The organism is Reyranella massiliensis 521, from assembly GCF_000312425.1.
In the GTDB taxonomy this organism is placed as follows: domain Bacteria; phylum Pseudomonadota; class Alphaproteobacteria; order Reyranellales; family Reyranellaceae; genus Reyranella; species Reyranella massiliensis.
Map to the genome: position 1 here is coordinate 4,493,209 of NZ_HE997181.1, position 23,080 is coordinate 4,516,288.

A 23,080-nucleotide genomic window follows, 5' to 3' on the forward strand; every position below is an offset into this window, starting at 1 on the left:
CCGTGGCGCCGATATTCGACAAGATCGCGCTGATCGGCATTGGCCTGATCGGCGGCTCCATCGCTCTGGAAGCGCGCAAGCGTGGTCTGGCCAGGAGCATCGTTGCCGCCACGCGCAGCCCGGAAACCGCGGCTGTCGCCAACAAGCTGAAGCTCGCCGACCACTGCGGCACCGACCTTGCGGCAGCCTGCAAGGATGCCGACCTGGTCATCATCTGCACGCCGGTCGGCGCCTGCGGGCCGGCCACCCAGGCGATCGCATCGAGCCTGAAGCCAGGCTGCATCGTGTCGGATGTCGGCTCGGTCAAGCAGACCGTTATCGCCGACATGGCACCGCATATTCCGAAGGGCGTGCATTTCGTACCGGCCCATCCCGTGGCCGGCACGGAGAATTCCGGCCCCGAGGCTGCGCTGCTCGACCTGTTCGAGGGCCGCTGGTGCATCCTGACACCGCTGCCCGACAGCAACGCCGAGGCGGTTTCCAAGCTCGAAGCCTTCTGGAAGGGACTGGGCAGCCAGGTCGAGCGGATCGATGCCAAGGACCACGACCGCATCCTGGCCATTACCTCGCACCTGCCCCACCTGATCGCCTACACGATTGTGGGCACGGCCGACGATCTCGGCGGCCACCTCAACAGCGAAGTGCTGAAGTTCGCCGCCGGTGGCTTTCGTGATTTCACGCGCATTGCCGCCTCCGATCCCACGATGTGGCGCGACGTTTTCATGAACAATCGCGAAGCCGTTCTCGAAGTGCTGCAGCGCTTCCAAGAAGATCTCTTCTACCTGCAACGCGCCATCCGCTGGGGCGAAGGCGACAAGCTGTTCGACCTGTTCACGCGCACGCGCGAAATTCGCCGCGCCCTGATTCATCTCCATCAGGCGTGAGTGCAGCCAAGCCTCGCTGGGTCTTCGGCTACGGCTCGCTGATGTGGAATCCGGGCTTTGCAACGCCCGAAACGCAGCCCGCCCGCCTGCAGGGCTGGCACCGCGCCTTTTGCATCTATTCCGAGCACTATCGCGGAACGCCCAAACAACCGGGGCTGATCCTGGGACTGCTCCCAGGCGGCGCTTGTCGTGGCCTAGCTCATCGCCTTCCGGCGGCGGCCTACGACGAGGTGCGGCGCTACCTGATCCATCGCGAGATCGACAATGACGGCGTCTACGAGGAGACGATACGGCCGATCCATCTCGACGACGGGCGGACGGTACCGGCGCTGGTCTATCTCGCCGATCGCAAGCACCGGCAGTTTGCCGGCAGGCTGCCGCTTGCTACGGCTGCGGCCCTGGTACGCCGCGGACGCGGTGCCACCGGGACCAACCTCGACTATGTGCTGAATACGGTCGCCCATATGGGCGACCTCGGCTTGCACGATCCAGCGCTCGAAGCGCTGGCGAAGCGGGCCGCAGTTAGCGGCGCGCCGTCTCGTTCGCGAACACGGACTTCACGACGAACTTGAGTTCTTCGCGCGACTGCTCGACCGACAGGCCGAGCCGCTGGCGCAGCACGACCCAGCTCTCCGGCGCGACGGCCAGAGCCAGCGCCGTCAACGTCCGCTCGCGCGATTCGGCCGGCATCTCCGCCAATTCGGTGGCGAAGGCCTGCGACAGGAGTGCGGTGTTCGCACTGTAGATCTGGGAGATCATGTCCGCCGCCTCGGTCGAGCGGCGCTGCAAGGTCTCCACGAAAGTCCACATCGGACGGAGCTGCTCGTAGCGATCGGCGCACTGGCTGACCAGATAGTTGATGCGCTCCTCGAAGGCGAAGCCGCCGGCCAGCTCGGGCGCCTCGCCGACAAGGGCGGCGAGCACACGACCGAGAACGGCAACATAGAGTTCCGCGGTGTCCGCGAAATGCTGGAACACCGTGCGTGCCGACACACCGGCCATCTGCGCGATGTCACGTACGATCGGTGCGACTTGCCCCGCAGCGGCGAGGGCAAGAGCGGAGGCGACGATGGCTTCGCGCGTACGTGCCACGCGATCGCCACGGCCGACAGTCTGTAGCGGCTTCGATTGAGTCAGGGCTTGAACTTCCATGCACTGTCCCCCAAGGCAAGTGGGTTGCGGCCTCTCCGACAACCTTCCGTCGATACATCTTTAGCGTGTACGCAACGCAGCACGAATGAAGATACTAGTGCATCTCCGTTGCCGATGCGACGATGCGCCATAACGGCGCGATTGCCGTAAGCAACTTGTAAGCTGGCCATCGAGCCAGGCTCGTCAAACATGGTGTCCGGATGTCTAAAAAGACCTTTGCTCCCGCATCGCTCGCAGCGCAAGCCATGGGCTGGATCGATCCGGTTACCAAAGCCATCGTACCCCCCATTCACATGGCGAGCACGTACTTACGGGACGAGGACAACGGCTATCGCTCCGGCCGCATCTACGCCCGCGCCGACAATCCCACGTTCGATCAGGCCGAGACAACCCTGGCGGCTCTCGAAGGCGGGGCCAAGGCCCTGATCTTCTCCTCGGGCATGAGCGCCGCCACGGCCTGCTTCCTCGCGCTCGCGCCGGGTGACCATGTCGTGGCCTCGAAGGTCATGTACTGGGCGTTGCGCAACTGGCTGATGACCTTTGCCACCCATTGGGGCCTGAAAATCGACTTCGTCGACGCCGACCGCACCGATGACGTGGCCGCCGCTGTGAAGCCCGGCGTCACCAAACTGGTCTGGATCGAGACGCCGGCCAACCCGACCTGGTGCGTGGCCGACATCGCGGCAATAGCCGACATCGCGCACAAGGCCGGCGCACTGCTGGGTGTCGACTCGACCGTGGCAACGCCGGTGCTGACACGGCCGATCGAGCATGGCGCCGACATCGTCATGCACTCGGCAACGAAGTACCTGAACGGACATTCCGACATCATCGCCGGTGCGCTGGTCGGCGCGCGCGACGACGCCTATTGGGCGAAGCTCCGCACCATCCGCGCGCAGCTCGGTACGATCCTCGGCCAAACCGAGGCGTGGCTGCTGATGCGCGGCATGCGGACTCTGTTTCCGCGTGTCGCCTGGGCCTGTCGCTCGGCCCAGACGCTCGCCGAAAAGTTTGCCGCCCATCCGATGGTGGCCGAGGTGCTCTATCCCGGCCTGCCCTCCTTTGCTGGCCACCAGGCTGCCGCTCGTCAAATGACCGGTGGCTTCGGCGGCATGCTGTCGGTGCGCGTGAAGGGTGGTGAGCGCGCGGCCATCGCGACGGCGGCACGGGTCGAATTGTGGAAGCGGGCGACATCGCTGGGCGGTGTCGAAAGCCTGATCGAACACCGTGCCAGCATCGAAGGCCCCGGCACCCCTTGCCCGCCCGACCTGCTGCGCCTTTCCGTCGGCGTCGAGGAGGCGAGCGACCTGTTCGACGATCTCGACCAGGCATTGAAGCGCGCGCACAACGCCTAGGCGCCGAGAGAGAATCCCTCGCGCAATGGATCGTTGGCGTCGAAGCGAAACCGGCTCTCGCCGGTGATGTGAGCCTGGCCACCGACCTCGACGATCACGGCCTTGCGCGGGCCAACGGCTGGCGCGTCGCGCACGATGCGGCCGCTGAAATGGGCGCCGGTGCAGCTCTCGAACAGCCGTTCCTCGCCGGCACGAACCTGCCGCCGCGCCGCCATCAACGCCATGCGCGCGGTGACACCACTGCCGGTCGGGCTGCGGTCGATCTGGCGGCCGGCGAAGATGCAGACGTTGCGGCTCGCCTGTCCGCTCGCGCCATCGCCGCCATCGGTCAGGATCGTGCCGTAGAGAAAAGCGAGGTCGGGCTCCGACGGATGCTCGATCGGAATGGCCTTGGCCGCCGCCAAAGCTATCTCCTCGCCAGCATCGACGATGGCCCGCATCGGCGACGTCTTGAGATTGAGCCCGATCGAGTCCGCGGCCAAGATCGCGTAGAAAGCGCCGCCATAGGCGATATCGACCGTCACCGGTCCCCAGGTCGCGGTGGGCGCGATGCGGTCCAGCGCATAGGCGAAGGCCGGCACGCTCTCGAAGCGAACCGTGCCGTCGGCCGCGACGCGCGCCGTAACCAGGCCACAGGGACATTGCAGGCGCACGATGGTCTCGGGCTCGGTGCGCGCCACGCGGCCGCTTTCGACCGACCAACGCGCCAAAGCGATCGTCGCGTGCCCGCACATGGTGCTGTAGCCCTCGTTGTGCATGAACAGCACGGCGAGATCGGCCTCCGGATGATCGGGCTCGACGAGCAGGGCGCCGTACATGCCGTCGTGACCACGCGGCTCCAGCATCAGGCCGCGCCGCAGATGATCGAAGCACTCCTTCGCCTCGCGCCGCTTGTCGAGCAATGTCTTGCCGGAAAAGACCGGCCAACCGCCGACGATGATGCGCGTGGGCTCGCCACCCGTGTGCATCTCGACGGTCGAGAGGATCAAGCGCCCGCCTCTTTGGCGGCTCCGAACACCGGGCCGAGGCCAGCGCCGATGCGCTCGTTCATCATCTCGATCGAGCCGTCGGTGTAGGCCGCGATCTTGGCGCCCGCGAGATGGCGCGCCAGCGGATAGTCGGCACGCAGGCCATTGGCACCCATCGCCTGGATACAATCGGCAATACGCTGGACCGCCATGTCGGTGGCGAACTTCTTGGCATAGGCCGCCGGCAGAACGGCATCGGCGCCCTCGTCGATCAGGCGGGCAGCGCGATAGGTGAGAAGCCGGGCGGCTTCGAGATCGGTCGCCGCATCCACGAGCTTCCAGCGCACGCCCTGATGCTCCAGCACCGGCTGGCCAAAGGTCTTGCGCTGCTGCGTGTAGCGCACCGCCGTTTCGAGCGAGGCCTGCAGCATGCCGCAGCACATGGCGGCGACGTAGGCGCGCGCACCGTTGATGCCGGCAAGGGCGGCCTTGAAGGCCTGACCCGGCGGATGCAGCACCGCCTCGTCCGGTGCGATGTAATCGACCAGCCGGAAACCGCCGACGCCGATGGCGTGGCCGCCGTGCAGCTCGAACGGCTTTTCGCGATGGAAGCCCGGCCGTTCCGCTTCGATGGCGAAGCAGGCGATGCCGCGATAGCCCTTCGCCTTGTCTGTCTGCGCGTAGGCGACCGAGAGGCCCGCGACCGCCGCGTTGGTGATCCAGGCCTTGGCGCCGTTCAGCTTCCAGCCGCCGTCCACGCGGACGGCTTCCATTTCCAGCCCGCCGAAATCGCTGCCGACGCCGGGTTCGCTGAGGCCGGCGCAACCAATCAGGTCGCCGGTCAGCATGCTCGGCAGCAGGCGCGCGACATGCGCCGGCTGGCCATCGCGCGCGAAACGCGCGCAGGCATTGTGATGATTGATCATCGCGAAGGCGAAGGCGAAGTCGGCCTTGGCGATCTCCTCGAAGGCCCGCAGCTTGCAGGAGAAGGACAGTCCCTGCCCGCCATGCTTCTTGGCCAGCTCGATGGTGTTGAAGCCCTGCGCACAGCCCGCCTTGATCGTCTCCAGCGGATAGTGCCGGTCCCACTCCCAGCGGGCGGCGTTCGGGGCGACCTGCTCTTCGGCAAAGGCCCGGGCGCGCGCCACGACGGCGCGCTCTTCGACAGTCAGGATCTCGTCCAGCATCGGCTTGAGATACACGATTGGACCTTGAGCGCAACCGCAGGCTAGAATGCCGTCAGCGCGGGTGTAGCTCAGGGGTAGAGCGTCGGCTTCCCAAGCCGTAGGTCGCGGGTTCAAATCCCGTCGCCCGCTCCAAAAAAACTTCGCCAAAGATTCTCAAGGCAGGAAGCGTCGGCATCATGGGGTCGGTAATTTCGCCACCAGACGAGTCGATTCCAGTTCCCGACGGCGGTGACGTCGAATTCGACGGCCCGCGCTTTACCGCCTACTGGCGGCAGCTCGCCGGCAAACTCGCCCAGCTCCCGCCCAAGCCGCAACGCGACGACAAGGCCTATGCCGAGGCGGAGGCGCTAAAGCAGGCGGCGCGCGACGCCCGGTTCGCCTTCCTGCGCCGCTATGCCGTTTCGATCTACGACAGACTGACCGCCAACCGGACCAAGTTCGTGCGCATCGAGCGGCTGGTCTACGACGCGGCCGATCTGGTGCCGGGCCTCGCCCCGACCCGCACCGAGGTCGCCGCCGAAGCCGAGCTGCGCCAGTCCGAAAAGGAAGGCGTCGAGATCGACCAGGGCATCCTCTGCAATCAGTTCCTGGCGGATCCCGGCTGCGGCATGCACCTCTGCCACGCCATGCTGCTGCCACGCGAGGAATCGGCGGACGCCCTCGCCAAGTTCCAGCGCGACGGCCGGCTCGACCTCGGCTTTGCGAAGGTCGAACGCCAGGGCAAGGCGGCCGTGCTGCTGCTGGCCAACCGCCGCTTCCTCAATTCCGAGGACAATTCGACCCAGACTGCGACCGAGATCGGCGCCGATGTCTGCATTCTCGACCGGCAGAGCGAGGTCGCGGTCCTGCGCGGCGACGTCGTACCGGAAGGCAAGTACGCCGGCCGCCGGGTCTACAATGCCGGCATCAACCTCACGCACCTCTACTACGGCAAGATTCCGTTCCTCTGGTTCCTGGTCCGCGATCTGGGCTTCGTGAACAAGATGTTCCGCGGCCTCGCCCGGCCCGACGTCTCGCCCGACGAAGTCGCCGGCGATTCGATCGAGAAGCTATGGATATCGGCGGTCGAGACCTTCGCCATCGGCGGCGGCTGCCAGATTCTGCTGGCGACCGATTTCAACATCGCCGGCCGCGATGCCTACATGACCCTGCCCGCGCGCAAGGAAGGCATCATCCCGGCAATGGCAAACCTACGGATGGCGCGTTTCGTCGGCGATCGCCTCACCCGCCAGGCGATCATGTACGAGCGTCGCATCGACTGCGATTCCGATGTCGGCCGAATGATCTGCGACGAGGTCGTGGCCCCGGCCGATATCGATGCCACGATCATCAAAGTCATCGATCGGCTGACCGGATCGGGTGCCGTCGGCGCCATCGGCAACCGCCGCGCCCTGCGTCTCTCGGCGGAACCGCTCGATCTCTTCCGCCGCTACGCCGCGCTCTATGCCCGCGAGCAGGCCTACTGCCATTTCAGCCCGGCGCTGATCTCGAACCTCGAACAGTACTGGAACGCCCAGAGCAGACGGGCCTGACTCCGGAGCCGATCAACCTCCGGCCATCAGGTCGGCAAGAGTTGGATCGGCGGCGAGTTCGGACGCCGTTCCGGAGCGCACGATGCGACCGCGGCTCAAGACGAGTCCGCGCTGGGCGACACGAAGCACGAGCCCCGCCCGCTGCTCCGCCACCAGGATCGCCATGCCCTCCGCGGCCATGGGACCAAGCCGGCCGAGCAGATCGCCGACCACCATCGGCGCGAGACCGAGAGTAGGCTCGTCCAGCAAGAGAAGCCGCGGCCGGTGCATCAGCGCCCGCGCCAAGGCCAGCATCTGTTGCTGGCCACCCGACAGCAGCCAGGCCCGCGCCTCTGGCCGCTCGCCGAGCATGGGAAACATTGCCAGCATTTCCTCGACGCGACGCCGTCGCTCGGCGGGCACCAGCGACGAAGAGGCTTCGAGGTTCTCGCGCACCGTGAGGCCCGCAAAGACGCGGCGCCCCTCGGGCACATAGCCAACGCCTGCCAGCACGCGCCGCTCGACCGGCCAGCGCGTCACGTCTCGTCCGAACAAATGAACGGGCCTCGTCGACGGGCGGAAGCCCAGGATCGATTCGAACAGGCTGGTCTTGCCGGCGCCGTTGCCGCCCAGCAGCGCCACGATATCGCCGGCGGCAAGCGCAAGGCCGCCGACCTGCAGGACCGGCCTGCTCATGCCGCGGCCTCTTCGACACCGAGGAAGCTGGCGCGTACCGTGGGATCGGCGCGGACCTCGGCCGGACGGCCGATTGCAATCACGGCTCCCCGGTCGAGGCAGATCAAGCGATCGCAAGTCCGCGACAACAGCTCGATGTCGTGATCGACGATCAGCACGCCGCGATCCGCCGCGCGCAGCCGCGCGATCAAGCTCGCAAGCTCGGCCCGGTCACGGTCCGTAGCGCCTGCGGCCGGCTCGTCGAACAACAGAAACGATGCGCCGGTGGCGATGGCACGCGCGATATCGGTGGTACGCGTATCGTCGGCCAATGCGAGGCTCTGGAAGCTGCGACCGACGCCTGAACGCGCGATGGCGTGCGGCGGCAGATGGTCGATGCGGCGCGCGTCGAGCGTGATCGTGCCGCCGTCGGCACGTTCGAGCCCTCCGATCACGTTCAGGAGCGTCGTCTTGCCCGATCCGTTGGCGCCGATCAGGCCGACGACCTCGCCGCGCTCCAGCGCGAAGGAAACACCTTGCAAGGCGGCAACACCGCCGAAGTGCTTGGAAACGCCGTCGAGGACGAGCCGCCGCGGTCCGTCGACAGCCTCCAGAGCCACGGGAAGGACTGCCGACGCCGGCAGCAGGGCCCGGACGCCACGCCAGCGATCGATCAGAGCCGCCAACCCTTCGGGCGCCCACAACACGACCAGCAGCGTCGCCGCAGCGTAGGCAAGCAGCCACGCCCCCTGCAGGTCGCGCAGAAGTTCGGGCAGGCAAACGGCGATCGCGGCCCCCAGGACGGCGCCCATCGCATGACGCGCCCCGCCTAGAACCACGGAGGTAAGACAGAGGACCATGACGGAGAAGCCGGTTACATCCGGCGACACGACGCCGCTCAGGGTTGCCGAGAAGGCGCCAGCCAGTCCTGCCAGGGCACTACCCGCCACAAACGCCTTGAGACGCCAGCGGCCACCGTCGATGCCACTGGTGGCAGCCACCATCGGTGCTTCACGCAACAGCCGGGCCTGTTCGCCGATCGGCCCGGAGAAAAGGCGGGCCTGCACGAGGATGACGGCGATCAGGCAAAGCCAAACGGCAACGAGGAGGACCGGCCCGCGCGGCAGCGACGCCGTGAACCCAACCAGCCCGTTGGCGCCGCCGGTCAGGCTCTCGGCATGAACCGCCGCCAGATGGATCAACGACGCAAGCGCAAGCGTCGCCAGCGCGAAGTAGTGCGACTGCAGGCGCAACATCGGCCCCGCGACGATCGCTGCCGGCAGCGCGGCCGCCAGCATCGCCAGAGGCAACGACAGGAGCCCCAGAGCCGGCGCGGTCAAGGCAACAGCGTAGGCACCAACGCCGAACAGCGCGCCCTGCGCCAGATTGAGCGCACCGAGCTGTCCAAAGACGAGCTGATAGCCGACGCCCATCAAGCCGTAGATACCAACCAGGATCGCCATGCGCTGGCCGAACGGCGGCAACAGGAGCAGCGCCATTGTCGGCACCAGGACAAGGATGGCGAGCCAGAACCTGCCCAGCGGTCGCATCTCAGAGACCTGCCTCAGGCACGTCGGCCAACCGGCTCGCCGAACAAGCCCTGCGGACGCAGGACCAGCACCGCGAGCACGGCAAGATAGAGCGCCGCTGACGCCCAGGCATCGCCCACGGCCGCGGATACGAAAGTCTCGAACAGGCCGATGCCCAGCGCGCCGAGCAGCGCTCCCGGCACACTGCCCCAGCCACCGATTGCGACGGCGATATAGGCCTTGAGCATGTGGCCGGCACCCTGGGTCGGCGCCACGAGGAACTGGTGGCCGAGCAGAAAACCCGCGATGCCGGCCAAGGCGCCGGCCAGCGCCAACGACAGGACGACATAGCGCGCGACGGGAATGCCCACGGCCCGCGCCATGTGTCGATCGGCGGACACGGCACGCATGCGCCGCCCGGTCTGCGTACGCTCCAGCAGGAACCACACCGCGGCGACCAGAATCATGCCGACAACGACGATGGCGAGCGGTTGCCGGCCGAGGACGACACCGCCGATCTCGACAGCACCGGCGCCGAGCAATGGCGGCGCGGTGCGCGGCGCAGCCCCCATGGTGACGGTGAGACCCTGTTCGATCATCGCGGCAAGCGCGATGGTGGCGACGAACGTCGCTTCAGGTGGGCGAGCGGCCAGCGGCAGGATCGCGATCCGTGCCGCAGCAATGCCGGCGACACCGAGCGCCAGCGCCACGAGCGGCAGCAGCAACACCCCAGGCAGCCCGGTCCACAAGCCCGCGACGACGGCCGCCGCGCCGCCCAGCACAACCAGATCGCCATGAGCGAAGTTGACGGCGCCGACGGCGTTGAGAGCAAGGACGAAGCCCAGCGCAATCAGAGCGTAGGCCATGCCCAACGCCAGGGCGTTGAGCAGAAGCTGGGCGGTGATCAGTGTTCGCGGGGGGCGTGCTTGCCCAGGATCCGCTGCAGCGTACGCCGATGCATGTTGAGACGGCGCGCCGTCTCCGAGACGTTGCGATCGCACTGCTCGAACACGCGCTGGATATGCTCCCAGCGAACGCGGTCGGCCGACATGGGATTGCTGGGTGGCGGCGGCAGCTTGCGGCCATGCGCCGTCAACGCCTGCTCGATCGCATCGGCATCGGCGGGCTTGGCGAGATAGTCGACCGCGCCTTCCTTCACGGCGGCGACGGCGGTGGCAATGTTGCCGTAACCTGTCAGCACGACGATGCGGATATCGGGCCGTGCCTGACGCAACGGGCCGACCAGCTCGAGCCCGTTGCCGTCGCCGAGACGCAGATCGAGCACGGCGAAAGCAGGCGGGCGGGCCGTCTGTGCCAGCGCCTCGGCAACCGAGCCGACGGCAGTCACGATAAAACCGCGCTGCTCGAGGGCCCGGGCAATGCGGTTGCGGAACGCCGCATCGTCGTCCGCGATCAGCAAGGTACGGTCCTTGTTGCTCGTCGCGCCGGCGATGACGGGCGACACGGGGCGGTTGCCACCGGTGTCCTGGGTCATGGGGACTCCTTCGACATCGGCCGCTATGTAGCCTTGAAGACGGGGTTTGACCAGCGCACGGAGACTGCGGCGCCAACCGCACCAGCCCTGCGATTTCCGAAGGCGACGCTGGCGCCGGTGCGCTCCAGCAGCGTTTTGGCAATGAAAACGCCCAATCCCATGTGGCCTTCCTCACCCTGACGGGTCGAAATGAAAGGAGTGCCGAGCTCGTCCAGCAGCGCCTCGGAGAAGCCCGGCCCGTCGTCGCTGACCTCGACTTCGGCCCATTCGGTCGTCCAGCGCGTGGAAATTAGCACCTCGTGCCGGGCGAACGACACGGCGTTCTGCACGATGTTTCCAATTCCCTGCATAATTTCCGGGCTGCGCACCTGAATTGGTGCCGTAGTGGGCAATCCTTCACCGGATGGCCCCGATTCGAAGGTGATCTTTATCCCCTCGCGCTGATAATTCTGAGCTGCCGCCTCGATCAGTGCCGGGAGCGGCACCAGCGTATAGGCATCGGAGACGTCGCCGGCCGGATCGACCGAGAGACGGGCCAGGATCGACCGGCAGCGATCGGACTCGGCAGCGAGAAGCTCGATGTCTTCGCGCAATGGATCGTCGCTGTCGATTTCGCGCTGCATCTCCTTGGCTACGACGGCAATGGTCGAGAGCGGCGAGCCAAGCTCGTGCGCGGCCGCTGCAGCCAATGCACCCAGCGCCGAGAGCCGCTGTTCGCGCGCGAGTGCGGCCTGGGCCGCGGCCAGCGCATCGGCCATCTGGCGCGCTTCCTCGGCAAGCCGCCAACCGTAAAGGGTGATCAGCAGGGTGGTGAGCGAAAGGCCGACCCAGACACCGACCTGATAGATCTCCGGCAGATTTGGCGGCGGCCCACTCCAGGGCAGCGGCTGATTGAACAGCGCGACCACGGCAATGCTCACGATGGTCAGCAGGGTGAGTGCGATGTTGCTCGCGAGCGACAGGATCGTGGCGCCGATCGCGACGGGCGCCAGGAGCAGCAGCGAAAAAGGATTGATCAGGCCGCCGGTGAGATAGAGCAGCACCGCAAGCTGCAGGATGTCGAAGGCGAGGAAGATCGCGGCTTCGCGGTCGTCGATGCGCGCCGATGCCGGACGGCCGATGCTGACGGTGAGGTTGAGAAGTGCGGACAGCGCAATCGCGCCACCGACGGCCAGCACCGGCATGCCGAAGCCCAACCCCCAATGGACCACCGCGGCGGTGAAAGCTTGGCCGGCGACCGCCGCCCAGCGAATCAGCACCAGCGCCCGCAGACGGACGCCGCCGCGAGGCAATCCACTCACGTCGCTCGACGGCCCGGTGGACAGCCGGGTGACAGCCGGAGGGGCAGCAGGCGGCGAAGCGTTCTCGGCGCGCGCCGCCACGTCGCTACTCCTCGATCATCAGGTGCTTGCGATGCACCGTCGTGAAAAGCGGGATCTTGCGCTGCTTCTTGCGGTTCGGCGGTTCCTTCACCAGCCGGCCGATCTCGCCCAGGATCAGTCCTGTGATGGTAGGCAGCGGCAGTTCGCGTGCCTCGTCGAGACGCACCCACCGGACATCGCCCAGCTCGCTCGAATGACGGATCTCGCCGGTCGCATCTTCGGCGCGCGCCATGAAGAAGCGTGCATTGAAGCGGCGCGGCCGACCGGGCGGCGTCACCGCTCGGGCGATCAGGTCGAGGCAATCCAGTGCCGGCGCAAAGCCCTGATCGAGAAAGCCGTGCCAGTGCTCGCCGTAGTCCTGCCGCGGCGCACCGCCCTTCAACGGCTTGGCCAGCATCAGGCCCGTCTCCTCGAAGGTCTCGCGTACCGCCGCGACGGCAAGCGCCCGTGCGCGCTGGGGTGACGCGGCACGCTGCAGGCGTTCGTCGACGAAGCGATCGAGCGGCGTCGCCACCGGCACGCGCGCATCGGCAAGATCGACCCGTCCACCGGGAAACACATAGCGATTGGGCATGAACGCGTGCTTGGCGTCGCGGCAGCCCAGCAACACCTCAGGCACCTTGCCCTTCTGGCGCACGAGGATCAGCGTCGCGGCATCGCGTGGCCGCATGTAGGGGTACTTCTGGTCGACCTTTTCGACCGGCCGTTCACTGCCGGGCTTCAAAGTAGTTTTGACCGGATCGTCGTAACCTTTGTCGGTGCCGCGCACGACGGCACCGGCGGGAATGCCTCTTTTGCTCATACACCTAGGATAGAGCAATTCGCGAAGGGCAGCACAAAATTCAGCTCAGAAAGACCAGTCCACCGGCGTGTCCGGACGAAAGACGGTGATGGTCTTGGCGAGCGCCGGCACCTCGATGTGATCGGGCGCGTCGAGGGCCGCAGCGCGCAACGTCACACGTTCCTCGTTGGGCGGCAGGCCATAGAAGGCTGGGCCGTTCAGCGAAGCAAAGGCTTCGAGCCGGTCGAGCTTGCCCTCTTCGGCGAAGACCTGCGCATAGACCTGCATCGCCACCGGCGCATTGAACACGCCGGCGCAGCCGCAGGCACATTCCTTCGTATCCGTGGTGTGTGGTGCCGTATCGGTGCCCAGAAAGAACTGCGCGCTGTCCGACGTTGCCGCCCTTCGCAGAGCGAGACGATGCTCCTCGCGCTTGGCGATCGGCAGGCAATAGAAGTGCGGACGAATGCCACCCTTGAAGATCGCATTGCGGTTGTAGCTGAGATGATGCGGCGTGATCGTCCCGCCCAGCCGGCCGGGATGCGCCTCGACGAAAGCCACGCCTTCGCGCGTCGTGATGTGCTCCAGCACGATCTTGAGGCCCTGATGGCGCTTCAAGAGCGGCGCCAGGACCTTCTCGAGGAACACCGCCTCGCGGTCGAAGATGTCGACGTCGGGATCGGTCACCTCGCCATGAACGAGAAGCGGCATGCCGGCCTTCTCCATGGCCTCCAGCCCTTTCGCAACGCGATCCATCGAGGTGACGCCGTGGGCGGAGTTGGTCGTGGCATGCGCGGGATAGAGTTTGGCCGCGACCCACACGCCTTCAGTCTTGCCGCGCGTCAGTTCGGCTGGATCGGCGCCGTCGGTCAGGTAGCAGGTCATCAGCGGCTCGAACCGCAGATCCTTCGGCACGGCGGCGCGGATGCGCTCGCGATAGGCGCTGGCCTCCGCCACCTTCGTCACCGGCGGCACCAGGTTCGGCATGATGATGGCGCGGCCGAACTGGCGGGCCGTGTGCACGGCGCAGGCAGCGAGCAGCGGCCCGTCACGCAGATGAACGTGCCAGTCGTCGGGGCGGCGGATCGTGATCGTAGCGGGCAAAGGCATTGCGCTTTCTACGCTTGCTCCCGGGCAGGCTCCAATGTTGATTGCGTGCATGACCGATCTGAAAGACGCCATCGCCTTCGCCCAGGCCGCCGAATCCAAATGGCCCGCCAGCATGCACATGCCGGACGGGCAGTTCGTCATGACCTACGATTCCGGCGAGAAGGCCCCGGACAACGAGGTGCTGGGGCCGGTCACGCCGCGCGGCGGACATTCGGGCATCGTCTATCGCGGCGGCCACAAGCTCGCGGAATGGGGCGAGGTCGACCGTCCCGACATGACCTTCAGCGTCGCCAAGAGCTATCTCGCCCTGCTCGCCGGCCTAGCGCTGGGCGACGGGCTCATCAAGAGCCTCGACGACAGGGCCGGCGACTATGCCCTGGATGACGGCTTCCAAAGCGAGCAGAACCGCGACATCACCTGGCGTCATCTGCTGACCCAGACCAGCGAATGGTCGGGCAGCGTGTTCGGCAAGGAAGACCGCATCGACCATAATCGCGTGGTCGGCCTCGCCGTCGCCGATGCGCCCAAGGGCACGCGCCGGGCGATGAAAAAGCCCGGCACCTTCTACGAATACAACGACGTGCGCGTGAACCGCCTCGGCTACTCGCTGCTGCAGGTCTTCAAGGAGCCGCTGCCGTCGGTCCTGAAGCGGCGCATCATGGACCCGATCGGCGGCTCGCAGGGCTGGAAGTGGGACGGCTACAGGACCTCGACCGTGACCATCGACGGTAAGGAGATGATCTCCGTGCCAGGCGGCGGCCACTGGGGTGGCGGCATCGTGATTTCCGCGCGCGATCTCGCCTTGATGGGCCTGCTGGTGGCCCAAGGCGGCACTTGGGAAGGCAAGCAGATCCTGCCCAAGGGCTGGACCGAGGAGCTGGTGAAGCCCTGCCCCGTCGCGCCGTTCTACGGATTGATGTGGTGGCTCAACACCGACCGGCGGCAGTTCGCGGCGGCCTCGGAGAAGAGCTACTTCGCGCTGGGCTGGGGCAGCCATATCGTCTGGATCGACCCCGAGCACGATCTCGTGACGGTGCTGCGCTGGATCGATCGCAAGCAGGCGCCAGGCTTCGTCGAACGGCTGTTGGGTGCAATCAAGAAATGAGTCTCGACTTCTCCGCCGTCCCGCGTATGCCGGACGGCCGCACCGCCGCCGAACACATCGACTCCGTCGCCGCTCTCTCCCAAGCCGTCCGCGTGCCGATGGGCAATGGCGGCACGATGATGTGGCACGTGTTCGGCGCCGACCAGGGCAACAAGCCGATCCTGCTGCTGTTCCATGGCGGCTCGGGCTCGTGGATCCACTGGATTCGCAATGTCGTGCCCTTGTCGCAGCACTTCGCTGTCTACGCCGCCGACCTGCCCGGCCTCGGCGACAGCGACCCGCCCGACGACGTGCGCGACATCTGGTCGGTCACTCATTGCGTGAAGACGGCGATGGACGCGCTGATCCCCGGGGACCGCGACTTCGCCATCACCGGCTTCTCCTTCGGCGGCATGGTATCAGGCCACGTCGCCACTCTGGTCGGCGACCGGCTGCGCCGCATTGTTCTGGTCGGCGCCGGCGGCTTGAAGGCGACACGCAAAGCGGGCCCCAAACTGCGCAAGCTGCTTCCCGAAATGACGCCGGAGGTGCTGGCTACGGAAGCACGGCGCAATCTCGAAATCCTGATGATCCACGATCCCGCCAACGTCGACGGCGTGGCCGTTCACATGCAGATCCTGAACACCACGCGCGCCAAGACGCGCAGCCGCGAGATGGGCCAGGCCTTCCGGCTGAGCGAAGTGCTGCCGCGCGTGAAGACGCCGCTCACCGGCATCTGGGGCGAGTACGATTCGACGACCTATCCGCACATCCAGGAGCGAATCGATCTCTTTCGCTCCCTGCAGCCCGACTTCGAGATGAACGTCATTCCGGAGGCCGGCCACTGGGTGGCCTATGAAGCCGCCGATGTTTTCAACGCCAAGCTGATGGACATCCTGCGCCGTTGACAGCACCCCGTCGCACGCGCGCAAATGGCGACGGCTTCACGGTCGTTTAGCGCAGGCCTCGCTGCCGCGCGCTCGGCCCAACCGAAGAGGCGGCACAGCGATGACTCCGACCTGGAAACGTTGGCTTCTCATCATCCTCATCGCAGCCCTCGCCGCCACCTACTACGTCTGGGACAAATTCGGAGACCATGGCTTGCCCCCCGGGATCGCCGGCGGAAACGGCCGCATCGAGGCGGTCGAGATCGACATCTCGACCAAGATCCCGGGGCGCATCAAGGAAATCCTCGTCAACGAAGGAGACTTCGTCACGGCAGGGCAAGTGCTCGCCCGCATGGATACCGAGCAGTTGCAAGCGCAGCGCCGCCAGGCCGAGGCCCAGTTGAAGCGCGCAATCATCAATGTCGACACGGCCAAGAGCTTCGTCACGCAACGAGAGGCTGAAAGAACCGCCGCCATAGCCGTCGTCGCCCAACGCGAGGCCCAGTTCAACGCCGCGGAAAGAAGGCTGATTCGGACGGAGCAACTGGCCAAGACCAACACGGCATCGCAGCAGGTTCTCGACGACGATCGGGCGGTCGAACAGGGGGCAAAGGCCGCGGTAGGCGCAGCCAAGGCACAGCTCGCCGCTACGGAAGCGGCGATCAATGCCGCCAAGGCACAGCTGATCGACGCCGACGCCGCCGTCGACGTCGCCCGGGCAGCCGTCGACAGCATTACGGCGGACATCGACGACAGCACGCTCCGGTCGCCGCGAGACGGACGCGTACAGTATCGCGTCGCCCAGCCGGGAGAGGTACTGGCAGCGGGAGGACGGGTGCTCAATCTCGTCGACCTGGGCGACGTCTACATGACCTTCTTCCTGCCCACTGCAGACGTCGGGCTTGTCCCGATCGGCAGCGACGTGCGCCTTGTCCTCGACGCGGTGCCCCAATACCCGATCCCCGCCAAGGTCACGTTCGTCTCCGACGTGGCGCAGTTCACGCCGAAGTCCGTCGAGACCGAGAAGGAGCGCCAGAAGCTCATGTTCCGGGTCAAAGCGCGGATATCGCCGGAGCTGCTCAAGAAATACATCCAGCACGTCAAGACAGGCTTGCCGGGCATGGCCTATGTCCGCCTCGATCCGAAAGTCGAGTGGCCGCCGAGCCTGACAGGCACGCTGCTCGAATGAGCGCGCCCGTCGCGCGGCTCGAGTTGGTGGGACTGGCCTACGGCAAGACCCGGGCGCTCGATCGCATCACGCTCGACGTACCATCGGGCCGCATGGTCGGCCTCATCGGACCGGATGGCGTCGGCAAGTCCAGCCTTCTCTCGCTGATTGCAGGTGCACGCCGGGTCCAGACCGGCAGCGTCGACGTGCTCGGCGGCGATATTGCCGATGCCGCTCACCGTCGGGCGACATGTTCGCGGATCGCCTACATGCCCCAGGGGCTCGGCAAGAACCTCTATCCGACGCTTTCCGTCGCCGAGAATGTCGATTTCTTCGGCCGCCTGTTCGGCCTGGCGCCACATGATCGGCGCCGCCGCATCGCAGAGCTTCTGGAAGGCACGGGCCTGGGGCCGTTTGCCGACCGGCCGGCCGGCAAACTCTCCGGCGGCATGAAGCAGAAACTCGGGCTGTGCTGCGCGCTCATCCATGATCCGGAACTCCTGATCCTGGACGAGCCGACGACCGGCGTCGATCCGCTCTCGCGCCGCCAATTCTGGGAGCTGGTCGAAGGAATCCGCTCCAGCCGCGCCGGCATGAGCGTCATCGTGGCAACGGCCTATATGGAAGAAGCTGCCCGCTTCGACTGGCTGGTTGCAATGGATGCCGGCCGCTTGCTCGACACGGGTACCCCCGATGAACTGCTGCAGCGAACAGGCACCTCGACGCTCGACGCCGCTTTCATCGCCTTGCTGCCGGAGGAGCGCCGTCGCGACCACCGGGCCGTCGTCATCCCGCCTCGACAGTCGACCGACGCCGGGGACACGTTCGCCATCGAAGCCCAGCACCTCACCATGCGCTTCGGCGACTTCACGGCCGTCGACGATGTGAGCTTCCGCATCGAACGAGGCGAGATCTTCGGATTTCTCGGCTCCAACGGCTGCGGCAAGACGACGACCATGAAGATGCTGACCGGCCTGCTGGCTGCCAGCGAGGGATCGGCTCGCCTGTTCGGCCGGGAAGTCGACCCCAACGACATCGAGGTGCGACGCCGGGTGGGCTACATGTCCCAAGCCTTCTCGCTCTATTCCGAGCTGACGGTCCGGCAGAATCTTGACCTGCACGCCCGCCTCTTCGCCATGCCGCCGGCGACAATTCCAGTCCGCATCGACGGTCTGGCCGACCGTTTCGGCCTCGTCGAGGTGATGGACATGCTGCCCGAGGCGCTTCCCCTCGGCATTCGCCAGCGCCTGTCCCTGGCGGTGGCGTTGATCCACTCTCCCGACATCCTGATTCTCGACGAGCCGACATCGGGCGTGGACCCCATCGCTCGCGATGCCTTCTGGCAGATCCTGTCGGATCTCTCCCGCCAGGAGAAGGTAACGATCTTCGTTTCCACGCACTTCATGAACGAAGCCGGGCTCTGCGACCGCATCTCGTTGATGCATGCCGGCAAGGTTCTGGTCAGCGACACGCCGGCGGCCATCGTCGAAAGGCGTTCGGCCACTACCCTCGAGGAGGCGTTCGTCGCCTACCTGGAGGATGCGATCAGACAGGGCAGCGACAAGACGCCCGCGGCGCAACTACCGGCAGCGGTCGCCGCCATCGAGAAGACCGGCGAACCTCACGGCAGCGGGCGGCAGTTCTTCGATTTCCGGCGCATGTTCGCCTACTCGCACCGGGAGGCCCTGGAACTGCGGCGCGATCCGATCCGGGCCACCCTCGCGCTGATCGGCAGCGTCATCCTAATGTTCGTCATCGGCTACGGCATGAACATGGACATCGAGAACCTGACTTTCGCCGTTCTCGACCGCGACGATACGACCGTCAGCCGGGACTATGCCTTGCAGCTCGCGGGATCGCGTTACTTCACGGAAAAGGCGCCGATCACCAACTATGCCGATCTCGACCGGCGCATGCGCAACGGCGAGCTCAGCCTCGCGATCGAGATTCCGCCCGGCTTCGCACGCGACGTCGCGCGCGGCCGCAATGTCGAGATCGGTGCCTGGATCGACGGTGCCCAGCCGGCCCGCGCCGAGACCGTGCGCAGTTACGTACAGGGCATGCACCTCAACTGGCTGACCCAGAAGGCCCGCCAACTCTATGGCGGAACGACACTCTCCGGGAGCTTCGATCTCGCCGTCCGCTTTCGCTACAACCCCGGTATCGAGAGTCTGGTGGCGATGGTTCCGGCCGTCATACCGCTCCTTCTGATGATGATACCGGCAATGCTCGCAGCGCTCAGCGTCGTGCGCGAGAAAGAGCTGGGCTCGATCATCAATTTCTACGTGACGCCGGTCACGCAGCTCGAATTCCTGGTCGGCAAGCAACTGCCTTACGTCATCCTGGGTGTGCTGAACTTTCTGATACTGGCGGCGTTCGCGGTCTTCATCTTCCGCGTGCCCTTCACCGGCAGCTTCCTGGCCTTCTTCTGTGCGGCGTTCCTCTATGTCGTCATCGCGACGGCTCTGGGCCTCGTCATCTCCTCCTTCATGAAGAGCCAGATCGCCGCCATTTTCGGGACGGCGCTCATCACGCTTCTGCCGGCCAGCCAGTATTCCGGGATAACCGATCCGGTCTCCTCGTTGCAGGGCTTCGGCGCCTTCATCGGCCGGATCTACCCCACGACTTATTTCGTGACGATCTCGCGGGGCACCTTCTCCAAAGCGCTCGACTTCGCCGACCTGACGGGTGCCTTCCTGCCTCTGCTGATTACCATTCCCATTCTGCTTGGTTTGGGAATCGTCCTGTTGCGCAAGCAGGCGACGTAAGCATGCACGCCGCCAACATCCTGCGACTGGGCATCAAGGAACTGTGGGGCCTTGCTCGAGACCCGCTGATGCTGGTGCTTATCGTCTATTCTTTCACGCTCTCGATCTATACGGCATCGAAGGCGATGCCGGAGACGCTGAACAAGGCGGTGATCTCCGTGGTCGACGAGGATCAATCGCCGATATCGTCACGCATCATCACCGCATTCTACCCGCCTTACTTCGTGGTACCCCGCCTTATCTCTCTCCAAGAGATGGACGACCGGATGGATGCCGGGCTCGACACGTTCGCCCTCGACATCCCGCCGAACTTCCAGCGCGACCTTCTGGCCGGCCGGACCCCGACGATCCAGTTGAATGTCGACGCCACCCGGATGACGCAGGCATTCAATGGCGCCGGCTACATCCAGTCCATCGTCTCCGGCGAGGTCGCGAAGTTCCTGGATCGCTACCGCGGCGTTTCCGCGCCGCCGGTCGATCTCGTGCTGCGCGCCCGCTTCAACCAGGAGCTCAACAAGGAGTGGTTCGGCTCCATCAACAACGTCATTTCTGCCATCACCATGCTGTCGATCATCCTGACCGGCGCTGCCCTCATCCGCGAGCGGGAGCATGGCACCATCGAACATTTGCTTGTCATGCCCGTCACGCCGTTCGAGATCATGCTCAGCAAGGTCTGGTCGATGGGCGTCGTCGTTCTCCTGGCTTCGACCTTCTCTCTGGTCTGCGTCGTACAGGCGTTGCTGGGGGTTCCGATCCAGGGGTCGATCACCCTGTTCGTGCTGGGCGCCGTCCTGCAGATCTTCGCGACAACTTGCATGGGCATTTTCCTGGCGACGGTCGCCGGATCGATGCCGCAGTTCGGTCTCTTGCTGATGCTGGTCCTGCTGCCGCTGCAGATGCTGTCCGGCGCGATCACGCCGCGCGAAAGCATGCCGGAAATCATCCAGACCATCATGCTCGCCGCGCCCAACACCCATTTCGTTATCCTTGCCCAGTCGGTCCTGTTTCGCGGGGCCGGTCTCGATATCGTGTGGCCGCAGCTCCTCACCCTGCTGGCGATCGGATCGGCACTGTTCTATCTGTCACTGCGTCGGTTCAGGCAGTTTCTGCGATAGCCAGTCGGGCCTTTGCCCGGTTGACAAGGAATGTCGACAGGGTGCGCAATCGCCACCAGCAACGCTTCACCGGGCAGAATCAATCATGAAAACCGAAGTCTCCGAGATCGCGGACAAGATCTATCGCCTCTCCACGTTCGTACCCGCAGTCGGGCCGACCGGCTTCACGTTCAACCAGTTCCTGATCGACGCCGACGAACCGCTGCTCTTCCATTACGGGCAGCGCTCGCTGTTTCCGTTGATTTCCGAGGCGGTGAAGCGCGTCATCCCGCTGGAGAAGCTGCGCTGGACGACGTGCAGCCACGTCGAGGGCGATGAATCGGGCGCGCTGAACGAATGGCTTGCCGCCGCCCCCAACGCCACGCCGGCGCACGGCCAGCTCGGCTGCAACATCTGGCTGACCGACATGGCCAACCGTCCGCCCCGGGCGTTGAAGGACGACGAGGTGCTGGACCTCGGCGGCAAAAAAGTGCGCTGGCTCGACACGCCGCACGTCCCGCACAACTGGGATGCCGGCCTGATCTACGAGGAGACGACGGGTACGCTGTTCTCGAGCGACCTCTTCACCCAGGTCGGTCCGGCCGAGCCGACGACGGAGAGCGACATCGTGGCGCCGGCCATCGCCGTCAGCGACCGGCTGCCCTTCATGCCGCCGACACCCATGACCGAAGCGACCATGCGCCGGCTGGCCGCCCTCAAGCCGACGACGATCGCCCTGATGCACGGCCCGACGTTCAAAGGCGATGGGGCTGCGGCATTGAACGGGCTTGCGGATCACTACGCCAAATCGTTCGCCTGAAGCTCAAGGCGCACTCTTCAGGCCCAGCGAGGCGAGATAGCTCCAGCGAACCGTGCCGTTCCTGAGCTGGATTCCGTCGAGGTACTGCGCCATCGCACGGTCGATCAGCTCCTGCGGCGGCTTCTCTTTCTGCTTGCCGTCCGCGAACGCCACAATCTGGGCCCAGCCCTCCGGCCGCGGGATCGAGACGATCGTCGAAGGCGTGTCGAGATTCTTGTAGGTCCAGAACGACCAGCCGATATCGTGGAACTCATGCAGGCGACGGAACTCTTCGTTCCATTCGTCGGTGAGTTCGCCGGTCTCGCCGAGAAACAGCGGCACATTGTAGAGGTTGGCGAAGTTGAGATGCCGCTGGATCGAATCGCGGTTCGTCGAGGCCCAGAACGAGTGATAGGTGTAGGCCAGGTTCGCGGCAAAGGGCGGACCGAGCATGGCGAAGCTCGAACTCCACTGCCCGCCGGCCAGGATCACGATGCGCTCGGGATCGACTTCGCGGATCGCCGCCGTCGCGCGCTTGTAGAAGGGTTCGAGGCGCGCATTGAGCGTCGCCACGTCGTGATACGGGGCGGCGGGCTCGTTCAGGATGTCGTAGCCCAGCATCGTCGGGTTGCCGCGATAACGCTGGGCGATGGCGCGCCACAGCTTGATCGTGAGATCGCGGTCGCGCGGCACGTAGAACATCAGCGGATAGCCCGGCCCGTCATCGTGGTTGATGCCTGTCTGGCCACCGGGCGCGGCATGAAGGTCGGGAATGACATAGAGGCCCGATGCCTGAGCCCACCCCACCACACGGTCGAGCAGCGCCCAGCCTTCGCCATCAATCTCGCCATTGGCGCCCATGAACAGCCGCCAGTGCAGCGGCACGCGCACCATGTTGAAGCCGACCGACTTGATGAACCGGATATCGGCTTCGGTCACATAGGTGTCGCGGTACCGACGCCAGAAGGTCTCGGCGCCGTCCTTGCCCAGTAACCGCTCGAAGGCGCCATAGATCTGGCGCGGCGCCTTGGCGACCTCGAACTTGAACATGTAGCCCTCGGGCATCAGCCAGTTGCCGAGGCTGATCCCCTTCAGCCGCAACACGCTGCCGTCGGGGGCGATGAAGTTCTTGCCTTGGATACGCACCAAGGGATCGGCGGTGGCGGGAACGGCAAGACCGAGCAGCACGAGTAAAGCGACGAGGAAGCGCATCGGCCCAGCGTATCACAAGCCGGAGCCGCAGCACTGGAG

Annotated in this window: 21 protein-coding genes and 1 tRNA gene; 11 read left to right on the top strand and 11 right to left on the bottom strand. The window is 65.7% G+C overall.

The genetic code is table 11. From position 1 onward, the window contains the following. Positions 1-2 precede the first annotated feature (2 nt). Positions 3-884, top strand: a complete 882-nt coding sequence (locus tag BN60_RS21965; protein ID WP_083856417.1) for a prephenate/arogenate dehydrogenase family protein — start codon at positions 3-5, stop codon at positions 882-884. After that, the gene (locus BN60_RS21970) at positions 881-1,456 is read left to right on the top strand and encodes a gamma-glutamylcyclotransferase (protein WP_020698311.1); all 576 of its coding nucleotides are present in this window, start codon (positions 881-883) and stop codon (positions 1,454-1,456) included. Before BN60_RS21965 ends, BN60_RS21970 begins: the two co-directional genes overlap by 4 nt. Here the strand turns inward: BN60_RS21970 and BN60_RS21975 are convergent. Continuing rightward, complete coding sequence (locus BN60_RS21975) at positions 1,407-2,036, bottom strand: TetR/AcrR family transcriptional regulator (protein WP_020698312.1); 630 nt, start codon at positions 2,034-2,036, stop codon at positions 1,407-1,409. The two genes, BN60_RS21970 and BN60_RS21975, sit on opposite strands and share 50 nt — an antisense overlap. Before the next feature lie 200 nt (positions 2,037-2,236). On the opposite strand from BN60_RS21975, the gene BN60_RS21980 reads away from it, so the two are divergent. Next, complete coding sequence (locus tag BN60_RS21980; RefSeq protein ID WP_043284227.1) at positions 2,237-3,391, top strand: trans-sulfuration enzyme family protein; 1,155 nt, start codon at positions 2,237-2,239, stop codon at positions 3,389-3,391. Here the strand turns inward: BN60_RS21980 and BN60_RS21985 are convergent. Together BN60_RS21985 and BN60_RS21990 are read right to left on the bottom strand one after the other, a co-directional pair. After that, on the bottom strand, positions 3,388-4,380 hold the full coding sequence (locus BN60_RS21985) for a proline racemase family protein (protein ID WP_020698314.1): 993 nt from the start codon (positions 4,378-4,380) through the stop codon (positions 3,388-3,390). The genes BN60_RS21980 and BN60_RS21985 overlap by 4 nt on opposite strands. Beyond that, positions 4,377-5,561, bottom strand: coding sequence for an acyl-CoA dehydrogenase family protein (locus BN60_RS21990; RefSeq protein WP_020698315.1), 1,185 nt, complete (start codon positions 5,559-5,561; stop codon positions 4,377-4,379). Before BN60_RS21990 ends, BN60_RS21985 begins: the two co-directional genes overlap by 4 nt. Before the next feature lie 42 nt (positions 5,562-5,603). Between BN60_RS21990 and BN60_RS21995 the strand changes: the two genes are divergently transcribed. Then, positions 5,604-5,678, top strand: a tRNA-Gly gene (locus BN60_RS21995). Positions 5,679-5,722: 44 nt separating this feature from the next. Next, positions 5,723-7,078, top strand: a complete 1,356-nt coding sequence (locus BN60_RS22000; protein ID WP_020698316.1) for an enoyl-CoA hydratase/isomerase family protein — start codon at positions 5,723-5,725, stop codon at positions 7,076-7,078. 12 nt (positions 7,079-7,090) lie between these two features. Here BN60_RS22000 and BN60_RS22005 read toward each other — a convergent pair whose 3' ends face one another. From BN60_RS22005 to pyrC, 7 genes are read right to left on the bottom strand one after another with little or no spacing between them, the layout of a single operon-like run. Next, on the bottom strand, positions 7,091-7,753 hold the full coding sequence (locus tag BN60_RS22005; protein ID WP_020698317.1) for an ABC transporter ATP-binding protein: 663 nt from the start codon (positions 7,751-7,753) through the stop codon (positions 7,091-7,093). After that, a complete protein-coding gene (locus BN60_RS22010) occupies positions 7,750-9,282 on the bottom strand; it encodes a branched-chain amino acid ABC transporter ATP-binding protein/permease (RefSeq protein ID WP_020698318.1) in 1,533 nt (510 codons plus the stop codon). Before BN60_RS22010 ends, BN60_RS22005 begins: the two co-directional genes overlap by 4 nt. A 14-nt stretch (positions 9,283-9,296) precedes the next feature. After that, positions 9,297-10,262, bottom strand: coding sequence for a branched-chain amino acid ABC transporter permease (locus BN60_RS22015; RefSeq protein ID WP_281015334.1), 966 nt, complete (start codon positions 10,260-10,262; stop codon positions 9,297-9,299). Then, a complete protein-coding gene (locus BN60_RS22020; protein WP_020698320.1) occupies positions 10,166-10,756 on the bottom strand; it encodes an ActR/PrrA/RegA family redox response regulator transcription factor in 591 nt (196 codons plus the stop codon). Before BN60_RS22020 ends, BN60_RS22015 begins: the two co-directional genes overlap by 97 nt. 23 nt (positions 10,757-10,779) lie before the next feature. Then, entirely contained in the window at positions 10,780-12,138 is a 1,359-nt protein-coding gene (locus tag BN60_RS22025) for an ActS/PrrB/RegB family redox-sensitive histidine kinase (protein ID WP_020698321.1), read from the bottom strand. A gap of 4 nt (positions 12,139-12,142) precedes the next feature. Continuing rightward, the gene (locus tag BN60_RS22030; RefSeq protein WP_020698322.1) at positions 12,143-12,940 is read right to left on the bottom strand and encodes an NUDIX hydrolase; all 798 of its coding nucleotides are present in this window, start codon (positions 12,938-12,940) and stop codon (positions 12,143-12,145) included. Between the two features lie 45 nt (positions 12,941-12,985). Continuing rightward, the gene (gene pyrC, locus BN60_RS22035) at positions 12,986-14,029 is read right to left on the bottom strand and encodes a dihydroorotase (protein WP_020698323.1); all 1,044 of its coding nucleotides are present in this window, start codon (positions 14,027-14,029) and stop codon (positions 12,986-12,988) included. Positions 14,030-14,078: 49 nt separating this feature from the next. On the opposite strand from pyrC, the gene BN60_RS22040 reads away from it, so the two are divergent. The 6 genes from BN60_RS22040 to BN60_RS22065 all read left to right on the top strand — a co-directional run bounded on the left by BN60_RS22040 (position 14,079) and on the right by BN60_RS22065 (position 21,850). Next, on the top strand, positions 14,079-15,134 hold the full coding sequence (locus BN60_RS22040) for a serine hydrolase domain-containing protein (protein WP_043286426.1): 1,056 nt from the start codon (positions 14,079-14,081) through the stop codon (positions 15,132-15,134). Then, on the top strand, positions 15,131-16,021 hold the full coding sequence (locus tag BN60_RS22045; RefSeq protein ID WP_020698325.1) for an alpha/beta fold hydrolase: 891 nt from the start codon (positions 15,131-15,133) through the stop codon (positions 16,019-16,021). The genes BN60_RS22040 and BN60_RS22045 overlap by 4 nt, the downstream gene beginning before the upstream one ends. Before the next feature lie 100 nt (positions 16,022-16,121). Further along, entirely contained in the window at positions 16,122-17,189 is a 1,068-nt protein-coding gene (locus tag BN60_RS22050; RefSeq protein WP_020698326.1) for an HlyD family secretion protein, read from the top strand. Next, positions 17,186-19,936, top strand: a complete 2,751-nt coding sequence (rbbA, locus tag BN60_RS22055; RefSeq protein WP_020698327.1) for a ribosome-associated ATPase/putative transporter RbbA — start codon at positions 17,186-17,188, stop codon at positions 19,934-19,936. The genes BN60_RS22050 and rbbA overlap by 4 nt, the downstream gene beginning before the upstream one ends. 2 nt (positions 19,937-19,938) lie before the next feature. Beyond that, positions 19,939-21,051 carry an ABC transporter permease gene (locus BN60_RS22060; RefSeq protein ID WP_020698328.1) on the top strand — a complete coding sequence of 371 codons (1,113 nt, stop codon included), beginning with the start codon at positions 19,939-19,941 and terminating at the stop codon, positions 21,049-21,051. A gap of 85 nt (positions 21,052-21,136) precedes the next feature. Further along, the gene (locus BN60_RS22065; RefSeq protein WP_020698329.1) at positions 21,137-21,850 is read left to right on the top strand and encodes an oxygen-binding di-iron domain-containing protein; all 714 of its coding nucleotides are present in this window, start codon (positions 21,137-21,139) and stop codon (positions 21,848-21,850) included. A gap of 3 nt (positions 21,851-21,853) precedes the next feature. On the opposite strand, the gene BN60_RS22070 is transcribed toward BN60_RS22065, so the two are convergent. Continuing rightward, entirely contained in the window at positions 21,854-23,041 is a 1,188-nt protein-coding gene (locus tag BN60_RS22070; RefSeq protein ID WP_020698330.1) for a glycoside hydrolase family 5 protein, read from the bottom strand. Positions 23,042-23,080: the final 39 nt, after the last annotated feature.

Excerpts from the sequence above, each read along its gene's own strand:
- BN60_RS21975 (WP_020698312.1), bottom strand. The coding sequence starts at position 2,036 with ATGGAAGTTCAAGCCCTGACTCAATCGAAGCCGCTACAGACTGTCGGC.
- BN60_RS21980 (WP_043284227.1), top strand. The coding sequence starts at position 2,237 with ATGTCTAAAAAGACCTTTGCTCCCGCATCGCTCGCAGCGCAAGCCATG.
- BN60_RS22000 (WP_020698316.1), top strand. The coding sequence starts at position 5,723 with ATGGGGTCGGTAATTTCGCCACCAGACGAGTCGATTCCAGTTCCCGAC.
- BN60_RS22005 (WP_020698317.1), bottom strand. The coding sequence starts at position 7,753 with ATGAGCAGGCCGGTCCTGCAGGTCGGCGGCCTTGCGCTTGCCGCCGGC.
- BN60_RS22010 (WP_020698318.1), bottom strand. The coding sequence starts at position 9,282 with ATGCGACCGCTGGGCAGGTTCTGGCTCGCCATCCTTGTCCTGGTGCCG.
- BN60_RS22020 (WP_020698320.1), bottom strand. The coding sequence starts at position 10,756 with ATGACCCAGGACACCGGTGGCAACCGCCCCGTGTCGCCCGTCATCGCC.
- BN60_RS22030 (WP_020698322.1), bottom strand. The coding sequence starts at position 12,940 with ATGAGCAAAAGAGGCATTCCCGCCGGTGCCGTCGTGCGCGGCACCGAC.
- pyrC (WP_020698323.1), bottom strand. The coding sequence starts at position 14,029 with ATGCCTTTGCCCGCTACGATCACGATCCGCCGCCCCGACGACTGGCAC.
- BN60_RS22040 (WP_043286426.1), top strand. The coding sequence starts at position 14,079 with ATGACCGATCTGAAAGACGCCATCGCCTTCGCCCAGGCCGCCGAATCC.
- BN60_RS22045 (WP_020698325.1), top strand. The coding sequence starts at position 15,131 with ATGAGTCTCGACTTCTCCGCCGTCCCGCGTATGCCGGACGGCCGCACC.
- BN60_RS22050 (WP_020698326.1), top strand. The coding sequence starts at position 16,122 with ATGACTCCGACCTGGAAACGTTGGCTTCTCATCATCCTCATCGCAGCC.
- rbbA (WP_020698327.1), top strand. The coding sequence starts at position 17,186 with ATGAGCGCGCCCGTCGCGCGGCTCGAGTTGGTGGGACTGGCCTACGGC.
- BN60_RS22060 (WP_020698328.1), top strand. The coding sequence starts at position 19,939 with ATGCACGCCGCCAACATCCTGCGACTGGGCATCAAGGAACTGTGGGGC.
- BN60_RS22065 (WP_020698329.1), top strand. The coding sequence starts at position 21,137 with ATGAAAACCGAAGTCTCCGAGATCGCGGACAAGATCTATCGCCTCTCC.
- BN60_RS22070 (WP_020698330.1), bottom strand. The coding sequence starts at position 23,041 with ATGCGCTTCCTCGTCGCTTTACTCGTGCTGCTCGGTCTTGCCGTTCCC.